Genomic DNA, 13,755 nt, shown 5'->3' on the forward strand with positions numbered 1-13,755 from the left:
TCATGGAGTATTTGAGGTTTTTGTATATAATAATATTTTTGTTTATATTATCCACACAATCAATAAAGGCTCAGAATGAGTATTTTAAAGATCTACCGGAAAATTGTTCGCCCGAAAAAGTAGGGGCTATCCTTAGCCGGCATTTTATTCCATCCAAACACATGTGGTACGGAAAAGGAAAATGGATCCATTATGCAGAAGTTTGTACATGGTATGGAGCGTTAAGATATGCGGAAATTACCGGAGATAAACAATTGGCTGAACAATTAAAGAATCATTTTGACTTGCTTGTCACAGCGGAAAAATCTCATCTGCCTATAATGAACCATGTAGACCTGAATGTGTTTGGTTGTATCCCGTTAGAATTATATAAAATAACGAAGAACAAGAAATATTTGGAAATGGGCTTATCCTATGCTGATACACAATGGACTTTGCCGATTAATGCAACCCCAGAGGAAAAGGCTTGGGCGGACAAAGGGCTATCTTGGCAAACCCGCCTTTGGATTGATGATATGTTTATGATAACAATTCTTCAGGCTCAGGCGTATCATACGACAGGAAAACGAGAATATATGGATCGTGCGGTAAAAGAAATGGTTGTCTATTTGGATGAATTGCAGCGTTCAAACGGCCTGTTTTATCATGCTCCTGATGTCCCGTATTTCTGGGCAAGAGGGAATGGTTGGATGGCTGTAGGTATGGCTGAATTATTATTGTCTACTCCGGAAGATAATCCGAATCATGCTCGTATTTTAGAGGGATATCGCCTGATGATGAAAAGTTTAAAAGATTATCAGGATAAAACTGGCATGTGGAATCAGTTGATTGATAAGGCTGACTGTTGGCCTGAGACATCCGGTTCTGCCATGTTTACCTATGCAATGATTATGGGTGTGAAGAAGGGATGGTTAGATGCTGAAGAGTATGGACCTGTAGCCAGAAAAGCATGGATTGCTTTAGTCCCTTATATTAATAAGGACGGAGATGTGGAAGAAGTTTGTATCGGTACTGGGAAGAAGAATGATCTTCAGTATTACTATGACCGTCCCCGGATTGCTGGTGACTATCATGGACAGGCTCCGATGCTGTGGTGCACTTATGCATTGTTGTGTAAATAATGATTGTCGGAGAATTATTAAAATAGCGATATCAGAGCAATATTAGTCATATCTTCCCAATAAAATCCGTACTTTTGTACTCCATTTTAATGCAAAGGTATGAATTATACAATAAAGTCTCCTGTTTCACTGAAAGCTTCCGTCAAGCTGCCCGCATCCAAGAGTATCTGTAATCGTGCGTTGATACTTAATGCGTTGAGCTATAGTCCGTATGAGATCCGTAATTTGTCGGATTGCGATGATACGGAGGTGATGGTGAAGGCGTTGAATTCGAATGATCGTGACTTTGATATAAAAGCCGCGGGGACTGCGATGCGGTTCCTGACGGCTTTTTTGTCTAAAGTGGTGGGCGAGTGGACGATTACCGGGACGGAGCGGATGAAGAACCGGCCGATTAAGATACTGGTGGATGCGCTGAACGCGCTGGGAGCGCGGGTGGAATATATGGAGAAGGAAGGTTATCCTCCGCTCCGCATTTTCGGAAGTGCGCTGCAGGGAGGCGAGATTTCGCTTGCCGGCGGGGTCAGTTCGCAGTATGTTTCGGCGTTGCTGATGATCGCGCCCCTGATGGAGAACGGGCTGACCTTGCATCTTGAAGGCGCTGTCATTTCAAAACCCTATATTAACCTGACGTTGCAGTTGATGGAGCAATATGGGGTAAAGGCGGAATGGAACGGGCAGACCATTCTGGTAAGACCGCAGGATTATCGTCCGATACCCTTTACCGTCGAATCTGACTGGAGCGCCGCTTCCTACTGGTATTCCATGATGGCGTTGTCGAGAAATGCCGAGATCGAGTTGTTGGGACTGTTTAAGAACAGTTTGCAGGGAGATGCCGCCGGAGCCGGACTGTTTGCGCAGCTTGGCGTGGGCACGACTTATACGGACCGGGGCGTTATCTTGAAGCACAACGGGAACAGGACAAAAAAACTGAATTATAACTTCGTAAACGAGCCGGACCTGGCTCAAACCTTTGTCGTGACCTGTGTGTTATTAAATATCCCTTTCCGCTTTACCGGTTTGCAAAGTCTGAAGATAAAGGAAACCGACCGCATCGAAGCGCTTAAGACGGAGCTTCGCAAGTTAGGGTATCTCCTGACAGACCGGAACGACAGTATCTTGGAATGGAACGGCGAGCGGTGTGAGCCGGAAACGCATCCGGTTATCGCGACCTACGAAGATCACCGTATGGCAATGGCATTTGCACCTGCCGCCCTCGTTTTGCCGGAAGGAATCGAGATTGCCGATCCGCAGGTGGTCAGCAAGAGCTATCCGCATTATTGGGAAGATCTGCGTTCTACGGGTTTTCAAATCGAGGAATAGACGCACGCCCTGCGTCAAATCGGAGTAAGAATTTAAAAGAGTATTAAGATATGTGGTATATTATAATCGGAATCATCGTACTGGGTATCCTTGCTGCCATTGCCGGTTATTTCCGGAACCGGAAACTACAGAAGATGCTGGAGCGCGGGGAGATTGCCGAAATCCCCGAAGCCCGGGAACTGACTGCGGAGGACGAATGTTGCGGACAGCATGAAACCTGCGAACGCGACAGTCTGCTGGCTGCGGTCAGCAAGCGGATCGAGTATTACGATGATGAAGAACTGGACCGCTTCCAGGGAGTCGAAGCCGATGCATATGATGAAGATGCCGTGAACGAGTTTCGTGATGTGCTTTATACGTTGCAAGAGATGGAGGTGGCCGGTTGGTTGCGCAGCCTGCAACTGCGTGCGATTAATCTGCCGGATGCGCTGAAGGATGAAGCTTTTTTAATCGTCGGCGAACGCCGTCTGCATTAGGTACTTAGAGTTTCCTTGCCGTGGGAACGGAAATTCCCCGCTATGGGAACGGAAGTTTCCCGCTATGGAAACAAGAGTTTCCTGCCTATGAAACAAAAGTTTCCCGCCTATGAAACGAGAGTTTCCTGCCGGGGAACCATAAAAAAGGATATAAGAAGATAGAAAATGGATTTGCTTCAATATGGTTTTTTCCAGCATGCCCTTTTGGGGAGCCTGCTGACTGCGATCGCTTGTGGTATTGTCGGGACGTATATCGTGTCGCGGCGGCTTGTCTTCATCAGCGGAGGTATCACGCATGCTTCTTTCGGGGGACTGGGGTTGGGGTTCTATCTTGGGATGAATCCGATCCTGATGGCTATGCTGTTTTCCGTGCTCTCCGCATTCGGGGTGGAGTGGGTGAGCAAGACGCAGAATGTGCGTGAAGACTCGGCCATTGCCGGGATATGGTCGTTAGGGATGGCATTGGGCGTGATCTTCATTTTCCTGACGCCCGGATACGCTCCGAACCTTTCCGCCTACCTTTTTGGGAATATCCTGACGGTTTCGACGGGCGATATTATCTGGATTGCCGCTTTGGCGTTGTTGCTGGTCGTCCTTTTTGCCCTTTTCCTGCGGGAGATCGTGTATGTGGCGTTCGACCGTGATTTTGCCGTGACGCAAGGATTGCCCGTCAAGTGGATAGAATATGTGATGATGTGCTGCATCGCCCTGACGATCGTCCTTTCGATCCGTCTGGTCGGGATCATGCTTCTGATGAGTTTGCTGACGCTTCCCCAGATCACGGTAAACCTTTTTACGTCAGACTTCAAGAAGATCATTTTCGGAAGTATTGCCATCGGTTTCCTGGGATGTGTGGCCGGGCTTGTCCTTTCTTATTTTCTGAATGTGCCTTCCGGGGCGTTTATTATTCTTGTCCTTGTCCTTTTCTTTTTAGTAGTCAAGGCAATAAAAGCGTTTCTGAAGCGTTAAAGGGGAAATGAAGAAAGGTTTCTACTATATAATCGCACTATTGATTGTCTCTTTGTTTTGGTCTTGCAGTACGAAAAAGAATACTAAGGCAAGCCGCTTCTATCATGCCTTTAATTCCCGCTATAATATCTATTTCAACGGAAAGACATCGTTTGACGAAGCGTTGCTCTCCATGCAGAACGGCTACAAGGAAAGCTATTCCGACATGATCCTGATGTATCCGGTCAGTGCGCAGCCCAAAGACAAACAAGAAACGGGAGGTCCTTTCGACCGGGCGATCGAGAAAAGCAATAAAGCGATCAAGCTTCACTCCATCAAGGCAAAGCCGCCTAAGAAACCGGGATGGCGCAACGATCCCAAGCAACGTGCCTGGCAGGAACAGGAGGAATACAATCCGTTTCTCAAAAAGTGCTGGCTGATGATGGGGCAGGCGCAGTTCTATAACGCCGACTTCCTGCAGGCGTCCGCTACCTTTTCCTATATAGCCCGTCATTATGCCCATGACGAGGAAGTGGTGGCCGAAGCCCGTCTCTGGCAAGCTCGTTGCTATTCCGAGATGGATTGGTTCTATGAAGCCGAAGATATCTTAGGAAAGCTGAATACAAATGGCATTCCCCGGAAAAACTTGAACCAGTATGCGACGGTATATGCCGATTACCTGGTGAAGAAAAAACAATACGAAGAGGCGGTCCCCTACTTCAAGACCGCGATCAAGGCAGAGAAGAACCGTCGCCAGCGTACCCGCATGAAATACCTGTTAGGACAGATTTACGCCGAACAGGAACAAAACGGACTTGCTTACCAGATGTTCGGACAGGTGATCAAAGCCAATCCGCCGTATGAACTGGAATTTGCCGCCCGTATCCGCCAGACCGAAGTATTCACTGGCGGCAATTACCAGAAGGTGGTCAAGATGCTCGGGCGGATGGCGAAAAGCGATAAGAACAAGGACCTGCTCGACCAGGTCTATTATGCGTTGGGCAACGTCTATATGAGCCGGGAAGATACGGTCAATGCCATCAAGAACTATGAGTTGGGCGTGGAGAAGAGTACACAGAACGGCTTGGACAAGGCGATCTGCCAGATCAAGCTCGGCGATCTTTATTTCCAGAAGCGCGACTATGTCAAGGCACAACCGAACTTCAGCGGTGCATTGTCCGGCATCCGGAAAGAATATAAAGACTATGAACGGGTCTCCAAGCTGTCCGCCATCCTCGACGAGTTGGTCGTGCATGTGGAGGCGGTCCATTTGCAGGATAGTTTGCAAACCCTTGCCAAAATGCCGGAGGCGGAACGGCTTGCCGTGATCGACAAGGTCATCGAACAGGTGAAGAAAGAAGAGGAAGAGGCCAAAGCACTTGCCGAGAAAGAAGCCTATCTGGCGGAACAAGAGGCAAAAGGTACGGGCATCGACCGTCCGGGAACGGAGACGGGCGGCATCACATTGCCGACGGCATCCGGGGGAACCGGTTTCTATTTCTATAATCCCCAAGCCGTGTCGCAGGGAAAAACCGCTTTCCAACGTAAATGGGGACGGCGGGCACTGGAAGATAACTGGCGTCGCCGTAAAAAGGAAATGTCCACTTTCAACGAGAATTTGGGGGATGAAAATGAGAATACACCCGAAGGGGAAACGGGCGAAACGGGCGAAATGGCGGCCGATTCGCTCGAAGCCGGTCTGGAACCTGTTGCCTCCGACGATCCGAAAACGCGCGAATACTACATCCAGCAGCTTCCGTTGACACCCGAAGATATCGAAGCCTCCAATATTATCATAGAGGATGGCCTCTATAACATGGCCATGATCTATAAGGACAAGCTCGAAGACATCCCGCTCGCGACCGAAGCCTTTGAAGAACTGGAACGTCGTTTCCCGAAGCATAACCATCTGCTGGAAAGTTATTACCAGGTCTATCTGATGGCGCTCCGTTCCGGCAACCAAGTGCTGGCTGCGGCCTATAAGAACAAGTTGATCACGGCTTTCCCTGAATCGGATTATGCGGTTGCGATTGCCGATCCCAATTATGAATATAATATCCGGATGATGGATCGGGTGCAGGATTCGATCTATCAGGAAACTTATAAGAGCTATCTGGCGGAAGATACGGTCACCGTCCGTCGCAATTACCGTGATGTCAGTGCCAAGTATCCGTTGGCAGACCTGATGCCCAAGTTCATGTTCCTCGACGCTTTGAGCTATGTGCAGGCCGGGGATGCCGAAGGTTTCAAGAACGCGTTGAAAGCGTTGGTTGAGAAATATCCGGCTGCCGATGTGACGGAACTGGCGGGTGAAATGCTGAAAGGCGTTCTCCGCGGCCGCATGATGGTACAGGGCGGCATCAAGGGGATGAGCTGGAACCTGCGTTTCGGTGTCGGTGACGACGGCACGCTTTCAGCAGCCGACTCGGCGCGTGTCTTTACCGCCGAGCCGAATACTTCGTACCGGATGTTGCTGATGTACCCGGCCGGAACGATCGACCGGAACCAGTTGTTGTTTGCCGTAGCCGCTTATAACTTCGCCAACTTTATGGTGAAAGAGTTCGACCTGAGCTTTGAGGAAGCCGGCCCGATGAGCATGTTGACGATCCACGGCTTCTTCAACCTGGATGAAATCCTACATTATTATAAGATGATCTACGGAGCAGACGGGTATGCGGCAGCTTTGGATAAGAATGTGGCCATCCTTCCGATCTCCGACGACAACTACGAAACGCTGATGCGAGGAAAGACGCTTGAGGAATATGTCGAGTTCTTCCAGGAAAACTTCGGCGAGGCAGCTCCTGAACTGGCCGCCCGTTGGAAAGCCCGCATGACTGCCGAACAGATCAAGGAGGAAGAGGCGAAGGCCGAGGCGGAAGAGGCCGAAGCTCAGGATTCTGAAGATATTCCGGAGGAAACACCGGCTGCGGAAATCCGGGAAGAAAAGCCGGAACCCGTTAAGAAAACTGTCCGCCCGAAAGGACAACAGAAGCAGCAGGCAGCAGAAGAGGCAGTTGTACAGCCTGCGGCTAAAGATACGGTTGTTCTGACATCGTCCGACACCGTTCCCGCTGTTGTCGCTCCTGTCGAGCAACCGAAGGAACTCACGTTGAAAGAGATCGAAGAACTTCGCAAGCGCGAAGCCGCCGAAGCCGAAGCCCGCAAGGAAGAAGCCCGCAAAGCTTTTGAAGCCCAACAAAAAGCCGAGAAAGAATTGCAGGAACAGAAAGCAAAAGAGAACGAAGAACTTCTGAAGAAGCAAAAAGCGGAAGAAGAAGCCTTGTTGAAAGCAAAAGCCGACCGCGAAAAACAGCTCGAACGCGACCGTAAAGCCAAACAGCAACAGGTCGAAGCCGAACGTAAAGCGAAGCTCAAAGCCCGCGAAGAACTGCGCAAGCAGAAAGAACGTGAGTACAAGGATCGCCTGAAGCAAAAGGAAAAAGAGCGCAAGCAGAAGGAACGCGAATACAAAGAAAAGCTGAAAGCCAAAGAGAAAGCCCGCCGCGAAGCCCAAAAGGCCAAAGAGGCGGCGGCTAAGGCGAAAAGGAAACGGTAAAATAAAAAGGCTTATTATGAGACATCTTTATATATTGTTATATCTCGTTCTGATCTCATTGCTCCCTTTTCAGGCAAAAGGTTCCGAGATGGTAAATGGAAGTGAGATTGAGGAAAATGACTTATCATTTTCCTGCATGGATAGTTATCGGAATGAAGGAAATGATTTCCTGAAATATACTCGGAAAGCGAAACTGCTTAAGGTCACAGGAGGTGTCAGCCTTGGATTGGGAGTGGGGACGTTGCTTTTTTGGGGCGCACTTCGTGCTGCTACAAATTCAACTTTTTCAGATCCCATAGATGCGGGTTTGTTGGTTACCTCCATAGGTTTGTGTGGAGCCAGTGTTCCGCTATTTATCTGTTCGTCAAAAAACAAAAAGAAGGCTCTTTCAATCGGTGCCGGTAGTCAGCCTGTGCCTGGTCCGGCTATGAGGAGAACAATTCGGCGACAAGAGCCGGTGATTGCTATCTGCTTTGAATTTTAAAGAAATGCCGGACGAAAATGATAAACAAATCGCCCGGCATTTCTTTGAATTATTGTATTCCGATGCTTAGAACCCGAAATACCCTTTCGCGTTATTATAACTGATATCTTCCACCATCTTACCGATGAACGGCAGTTCGGATGCCGGCAACAAACCTTCTTCCACTTCGCGGCCCAGGATGTTACACAGGATGCGACGGAAGTATTCGTGACGCGGGTAAGACAGGAAGCTGCGTGAGTCGGTCAGCATGCCGACGAAGCGGCTCAGCAACCCTAAGTCGGACAAAGCGTTCATCTGTTTCTCCATGCCGTGGATCTGATCCAGGAACCACCAGCCGGAACCATATTGCATCTTGCCCGGAACCGTGCCGTCGTTGAAGCTGTAGATCGTTGTCATCAACAACTCGTTGTCGCGCGGGTTCAGGTTGTAGAAGATGGACTTGGCCAGTACGCCTTCTTCGTCCAAACGGCTCAGGAAACGGGCCAGCGGGGTAGCGACTTCTGCATCGCCGATCGCATCGTAGCCTGTGTCCGGTCCCAGCTTCTTGAACATGCGGGCGTTGTTGTTGCGTGTCGCGCCATAATGGAACTGCTGTACCCAGCCGCTTTTGGCATCCATGACGGCAAACTCGTACAACATGGCGGAACGGAATTTGTCGATCTCTTCGGCTGTCAGCTCTTTTTTCATGCGGGCTTTCAGGAAGATCGCTTCGATTTCGGCGTTCGTGTACGGTTCGGCATAGAAAGTCGTCAGACCGTGGTCGGACAAGCTGCAACCCTGTGATTCGAAGAAATCGTGACGTTTCTGCAAGGCATCGATCAGATCCTTGAAGTTCAGGATCGACTTGTCGGCGGCAGCTTCCAACTTGGTCAGATATTCGTTATAAGTATCGACATTCTCGATTGCCATCGCCTTGTCCGGTCTCCAGGCAGGAAGAACCTTTGTCTTCAGGCTGCCCTGGCGGATTGCGGCGTGGTATTTCAGATCATCGATCGGATCGTCGGTCGTGCAAACCACTTCCACGTTCATCCGTTCCATGATTGCCTGGGCGCGGAATTCGGGGGTTTGCAGCTTGGCGGTGCATTCGTCGTATATCTCGCGGGCTGTCTGCGGGTTCAGTACCTTGTCAACGCCGAAGATGCGGCTGAGCTCGAGGTGGGTCCAATGATACAACGGGTTGCGCATGGCATGCTGCATCGTGTCCGCCCATTTTTCAAACTTCTCGTAAGCCGGTTTGTCTCCCGTGATATATTCTTCGGGCACACCGTTTGCGCGCATCGCACGCCATTTGTAGTGGTCACCACCGAGCCATATCTCTGTCAGGTCGGCAAACTGATAGTTATCGGCTATCTGCTGCGGGATCAGGTGACAGTGGTAATCGATGATTGGCATTTTCGCTGCATGTTCGTGATACAGTTTCTGCGCTGTTTCCGACTGGAGCAGGAAATTGGAATCGAGAAAGGATTTCATGATTTATGATTTTAGATTTATGATTTATTGAAGAAGGTGTGTCAAAATATAAAATAGAACGCAGATGACACAGATTCAACAGATAACCGCAGATTTTTATTTTATTGATTTACTATAATCAATCTGTGTGAATCCGTCTCATCTGTGTTATCTGTGTTCTAATATACAGATTAATGACACACCCCCATTGTTTACCGATATTTTTGGATAGTAGCCAGCGCATCGCGGCAGAGTGTCGAGATGGCTTCCCAGTTTCCGGCAGCGATCATTTCTTTCGGGAACAGCTTGGAACCCATGCCTACGCAAGTCACGCCAGCCTTGAACCAGGCCGACAGGTTTTCTTCTGTCGGCTCTACTGCGCCTGTAGCCATAATCATGGACCAGGGCATCGGAGCTTTGATGTTCTTCACGAAAGACGGTCCGCCAACGTTTCCGGCAGGGAAAATCTTACACAGGTCGCAACCTACTTCTTGGGCGAAACCGATTTCCGATACGGAACCGCAACCCGGAGTGTACGGAACGAGGCGACGGTTGCAAACCTTCGCGATCTCCGGATTGAACAACGGGCCGACAATGAAGTTCGCACCCAGCTGCAGATACAAGGAAGCTGTTCCGGCATCCACGATAGAGCCGACACCCAAAACCAGTTCGGGGCATTCTTTTGCGGCGAACTTGATCAGTTCGGCAAATACCTCATGAGCGAAATCACCGCGGTTGGTAAACTCGAAAGCACGAACGCCACCTTCGTAGCAAGCTTTGACGACCTGCTTTGCGATCTCTATATCTTTATTATAATAAACAGGTACCATTCCAGTGCTGACGATCGCGTCGAGTACCTGCATTTTATTGAATCTTGCCATAAAAGGATTTAATTTTTTAATTCTTAATTTTTAATTATCTCGAGACTCTTCCTGAAGCATCCCCGCTCATCAGCTTTTCAACTTCTTCGACCGTTACCTGGTTGAAGTCGCCGTAAACCGTATGTTTCAGGCAGGAGGCAGCAACAGCGAATTCAAGTGCTTTCTGGTCGTCTGTCGTATAAGTCAGTAGACCGTAGATCAAACCGCCCATGAAGGAATCTCCACCACCTACGCGATCCACGATATGTGTGATGTCGTAACTGCGGGACTGATGCAGTTTGCCGTTCGAGTAGAGAACGCCACGCCATGTGTTATGGTTCGCATTGATCGCACCACGGAGTGTGATGATCACTTTCTTTGCACGCGGGAATTTAGCCATCAACTGTGTACATACGGATTCGAATTCGGCAGCGTTTACCTCGCCGTTCGTAGCCGTAACATCGAAACCTTCCGGTTTGATGCCGAATACCTTTTCAGCATCTTCCTCGTTGCCCAGGATTACGTCGCAACCGGCAACCAGCTCAGGCATCACTTCAGATGCACTTTTGCCATACTTCCACAAGTTCTTGCGGTAGTTGATGTCGCATGATACGGGTATACCCATACGGTTTGCCACCTGGATCGCTTCCAGGCAAGCGTCTGCTGCACCTTGGGAGATAGCCGGCGTGATACCTGTCCAGTGGAACCAGGAGGCATCTTTGAATACTTCTTCCCAATCCACCATGCCCGGTTTGATCTCGGATATGGCTGAATTAGCACGGTCGTAAACCACTTTGCTGGCACGGGCTACAGCACCTGTTTCGAGGAAATAGATACCTAAACGGTCGCCACCGTAAACGATGTGGGAAGTCCCTACACCATATTTACGCAGGTCCATTACACAAGCGCGTGCAATGTCGTTTTTCGGCAAACGGGTTACGAACTCTGTTGCAATACCATAGTTCGACAGCGATACAGCTACGTTTGCTTCACCGCCACCAAAGGTCGCATTCAATTTATCACTCTGACAAAAACGGAGATAGTCTGGTGTGGCCAGTCTAAGCATGATTTCTCCAAAGGTTATTACTTTTTTATCCATATCTATGGTTTATAATGTGTTCAGACCACAAAAATAGGAGTTTATTTTTAAACAAACATGGTGTGTGCGCGAAAACATTGTAAATCTTCAAGAATATTTTTATTTCCTTTCTCATCTATTGGATTGTTGTGCCATGTGCATATTTTTCAGCACAATTCTTGGAATCTACTATATTTTAATAACCTGCTCATGTTATTTTTGGATATCCGCGGATTTATCTTCGTAAAGAATCAATACGGGATTAGATTCTTCATTCAATATATTAACCAACTCAATAAGTTTTTTATCCGTAATTTTATCTTTGTTCTGAACCATGTAATCAGCCGGTATATAATCAATAAGACATCCGGCAGAAGAAATCCATTTAGGCCAGAAAAAATGAAAGCCTCCTTCTACAATCATGCCACCGTCAGAATTCTGAACTTCATATATCTTATCTTTACTTTTGTCGATAATCACTTTTTTGCTTTTCCCATGAAAAACAAAGTCGACATAAATGCGATTTTTTGTTTCCGTAACATCTGAAAGATAAGCATAGTTTTCATTCTCTTTTACAAATCGTTCATGACTGCCCAATAAATCATATGGAAGTTTGCTATCTCCAAATTCAAATATATATCTGAAATTTAATCCATTCGTTGATCGGGCATAGGTATAGATCGTATCATTGAAATTTTGCCGGATCAATATTTCTTCTTGGTTTATCGGTTGTATGTTTTTTATACTTGGAAGCGCAAACATATCTTGAAATTTATAATGAATATCATTGGGAGAACGGTATGACACTTCTCCGCCCATATTCATCACCTGTAACTTTGGCGATTCATTGCCCAAATTCATGAAAGTAAGAAATATCCTGTCATTGTCATATTCCATATTCCGTACAAGGCCTTCATAAGGGATAGAATATTGAAATTCATTATCGAAACTATATATTGCGATTTTTTTACCCATCATATCCAACAAAAGGGCTTTTTCTTGCTTCTCATCTATAGCAAAATCAAAAATTCCTTGGATGTCCGAAGGAGATTCCCCATATTTACCAATACTGTTCAGGAATTTCCCGTCAAGAGAGAATCGATATAAAAAATCATCCGATTTAATAAAAATGTATGTATCAGTCAGGATAACCTTGTCCATATATCCTATCGGGCATTGTTCATTAAATTCCAAAGCTATATAATGTAAACTACCGCTGTCAAGGCTACTTTTATCCGTATCTTGTACCTTTTGAAGATCATATATTTTATATCCTGATGTTGTATTTTCCGTATAACAACCGCAGAACATAAATAAGAAAATGATGTAAAAAATTAAATGTTTCATTTCAATTGACTATTTTGTTATCTTATCCTCTTCGCTTCCCCGGCTCCTGTACATCGTACATCATTTTGCGGAAAACCTTTGTATTTAAGTAGCCCGGCTTACGACACATCCCCTTCCAACACGGTAACGTGGACTTCCCCTTTTCCGGCTCCGTCGACACGGAAATCCAGTTCTTCCGTAACAAATCCATACGCTTTGAGTCCCCCGGCGTCTCCCACCTTATATTTCCCATTTTGCGCTTCTCCTTTCAAATCCAGCATTCCGCAATCTGTGATCACGACATTTAGGTGGGAGCATTGCAGATCAGTCGCTTTTAATCTGCCGGCATCACTTGCTTTCATTTTACAGTTTTCTCCAACCCGTATCGGTTTATTGCTGCGCACATCTGACATCCCTTCTGCCGTCAATTTCAGGTTTTTGGCATTCAGACCGGTTCGGAAAGTAAAGCGGAAAGCTCCGTCTATATGCGCTTTGATCAAACGGGCGGATTGGGCGTCCACGATTAGGCGAGTCGGTTGCAAACGTTCCCCGTTCTTTGTGTGTATAACGAGGCTGCCTTTCTGTGCCTTGATTTCCAAATGAGGCAGCAAATTGCTGTCGATCGTGAGTCTCACAGACGACGCTTGTCCTTCTTTTTGTGAATAATTGAAAACCGGTTTCTCGATATTGTCGCTTATCTTCAGCTGCGTGTATTCAGATATGGGAATATCCTTAGTAACGATATCTCCGTTTCCTTTTATGGTTTTGAACTCTTCAGCCGTAGCTGTGGCAGCTAAAAAGAATAGAGGAGCGAATATATATAAGAAGATCGTTTTTCTCATAAAATTTAGATTTGTTCGTTTTTTGTAAAAATAGAGATATTATTTGAAAATCAAAAAAATATGAAGAAATAAATTCATCGTGCAAAATAAATACCTAAATATAGTAATCAAGCCACATTTTTAACACGACAAAGTGCAGCGCTTTGCCATAAAAAAGGGGCAAAGTGTCAAATTATCAAATTAGCCCTCCTCAGATTCGTCTGTATGTGCCTTTTGCCGGAACGATCGCGAATAGGGCCGGGAAACAGAGTTGGTTATTGTCATTTTGTTCGCAGGAGTATCGGATCGGCTC

Annotated in this window: 11 protein-coding genes; 6 read left to right on the forward strand and 5 right to left on the reverse strand. The window is 47.2% G+C overall.

Annotated features, from left to right (window positions below):
- Positions 1-2 precede the first annotated feature (2 nt).
- From ACW6QF_RS01895 to ACW6QF_RS01920, 6 genes are all read left to right on the forward strand, one after another.
- A complete protein-coding gene (locus ACW6QF_RS01895) occupies positions 3-1,121 on the forward strand; it encodes a glycoside hydrolase family 88/105 protein (RefSeq protein WP_456086607.1) in 1,119 nt (372 codons plus the stop codon).
- A gap of 99 nt (positions 1,122-1,220) precedes the next feature.
- Positions 1,221-2,444 (forward strand): 3-phosphoshikimate 1-carboxyvinyltransferase, encoded by a 1,224-nt coding sequence (locus tag ACW6QF_RS01900; protein ID WP_456086608.1) that lies wholly within the window; start codon positions 1,221-1,223, stop codon positions 2,442-2,444.
- 50 nt (positions 2,445-2,494) lie between these two features.
- Positions 2,495-2,920, forward strand: coding sequence for a phospholipase (locus ACW6QF_RS01905; RefSeq protein ID WP_456086609.1), 426 nt, complete (start codon positions 2,495-2,497; stop codon positions 2,918-2,920).
- Positions 2,921-3,085: 165 nt separating this feature from the next.
- The gene (locus ACW6QF_RS01910) at positions 3,086-3,889 is read left to right on the forward strand and encodes a metal ABC transporter permease (protein ID WP_298554125.1); all 804 of its coding nucleotides are present in this window, start codon (positions 3,086-3,088) and stop codon (positions 3,887-3,889) included.
- Positions 3,890-3,896: 7 nt separating this feature from the next.
- On the forward strand, positions 3,897-7,424 hold the full coding sequence (porW, locus tag ACW6QF_RS01915) for a type IX secretion system periplasmic lipoprotein PorW/SprE (protein WP_456086610.1): 3,528 nt from the start codon (positions 3,897-3,899) through the stop codon (positions 7,422-7,424).
- 16 nt (positions 7,425-7,440) lie between these two features.
- The gene (locus ACW6QF_RS01920) at positions 7,441-7,908 is read left to right on the forward strand and encodes a hypothetical protein (RefSeq protein ID WP_456086611.1); all 468 of its coding nucleotides are present in this window, start codon (positions 7,441-7,443) and stop codon (positions 7,906-7,908) included.
- 66 nt (positions 7,909-7,974) lie between these two features.
- On the opposite strand, the gene uxaC is transcribed toward ACW6QF_RS01920, so the two are convergent.
- From uxaC to ACW6QF_RS01945, 5 genes are all read right to left on the reverse strand, one after another.
- Positions 7,975-9,378: a glucuronate isomerase gene (gene uxaC / locus ACW6QF_RS01925; protein ID WP_456086612.1), complete on the reverse strand. Its 1,404-nt coding sequence runs from the start codon at positions 9,376-9,378 to the stop codon at positions 7,975-7,977.
- A 191-nt stretch (positions 9,379-9,569) separates the two neighbouring features.
- Complete coding sequence (locus tag ACW6QF_RS01930; protein WP_456086613.1) at positions 9,570-10,238, reverse strand: bifunctional 4-hydroxy-2-oxoglutarate aldolase/2-dehydro-3-deoxy-phosphogluconate aldolase; 669 nt, start codon at positions 10,236-10,238, stop codon at positions 9,570-9,572.
- A gap of 34 nt (positions 10,239-10,272) precedes the next feature.
- Positions 10,273-11,316: a PfkB family carbohydrate kinase gene (locus ACW6QF_RS01935; RefSeq protein ID WP_456086614.1), complete on the reverse strand. Its 1,044-nt coding sequence runs from the start codon at positions 11,314-11,316 to the stop codon at positions 10,273-10,275.
- Between the two features lie 192 nt (positions 11,317-11,508).
- Entirely contained in the window at positions 11,509-12,642 is a 1,134-nt protein-coding gene (locus ACW6QF_RS01940; RefSeq protein ID WP_456086615.1) for a 6-bladed beta-propeller, read from the reverse strand.
- A gap of 98 nt (positions 12,643-12,740) precedes the next feature.
- Positions 12,741-13,463 (reverse strand): GIN domain-containing protein, encoded by a 723-nt coding sequence (locus ACW6QF_RS01945; protein WP_456086616.1) that lies wholly within the window; start codon positions 13,461-13,463, stop codon positions 12,741-12,743.
- Positions 13,464-13,755: the final 292 nt, after the last annotated feature.

The sequence above is a fragment of the Parabacteroides sp. genome (assembly GCF_977054455.1).

Excerpts from the sequence above, each read along its gene's own strand:
- ACW6QF_RS01895 (WP_456086607.1), top strand. The coding sequence starts at position 3 with ATGGAGTATTTGAGGTTTTTGTATATAATAATATTTTTGTTTATATTA.
- ACW6QF_RS01900 (WP_456086608.1), top strand. The coding sequence starts at position 1,221 with ATGAATTATACAATAAAGTCTCCTGTTTCACTGAAAGCTTCCGTCAAG.
- ACW6QF_RS01905 (WP_456086609.1), top strand. The coding sequence starts at position 2,495 with ATGTGGTATATTATAATCGGAATCATCGTACTGGGTATCCTTGCTGCC.
- ACW6QF_RS01910 (WP_298554125.1), top strand. The coding sequence starts at position 3,086 with ATGGATTTGCTTCAATATGGTTTTTTCCAGCATGCCCTTTTGGGGAGC.
- porW (WP_456086610.1), top strand. The coding sequence starts at position 3,897 with ATGAAGAAAGGTTTCTACTATATAATCGCACTATTGATTGTCTCTTTG.
- ACW6QF_RS01920 (WP_456086611.1), top strand. The coding sequence starts at position 7,441 with ATGAGACATCTTTATATATTGTTATATCTCGTTCTGATCTCATTGCTC.
- uxaC (WP_456086612.1), bottom strand. The coding sequence starts at position 9,378 with ATGAAATCCTTTCTCGATTCCAATTTCCTGCTCCAGTCGGAAACAGCG.
- ACW6QF_RS01930 (WP_456086613.1), bottom strand. The coding sequence starts at position 10,238 with ATGGCAAGATTCAATAAAATGCAGGTACTCGACGCGATCGTCAGCACT.
- ACW6QF_RS01935 (WP_456086614.1), bottom strand. The coding sequence starts at position 11,316 with ATGGATAAAAAAGTAATAACCTTTGGAGAAATCATGCTTAGACTGGCC.
- ACW6QF_RS01940 (WP_456086615.1), bottom strand. The coding sequence starts at position 12,642 with ATGAAACATTTAATTTTTTACATCATTTTCTTATTTATGTTCTGCGGT.
- ACW6QF_RS01945 (WP_456086616.1), bottom strand. The coding sequence starts at position 13,463 with ATGAGAAAAACGATCTTCTTATATATATTCGCTCCTCTATTCTTTTTA.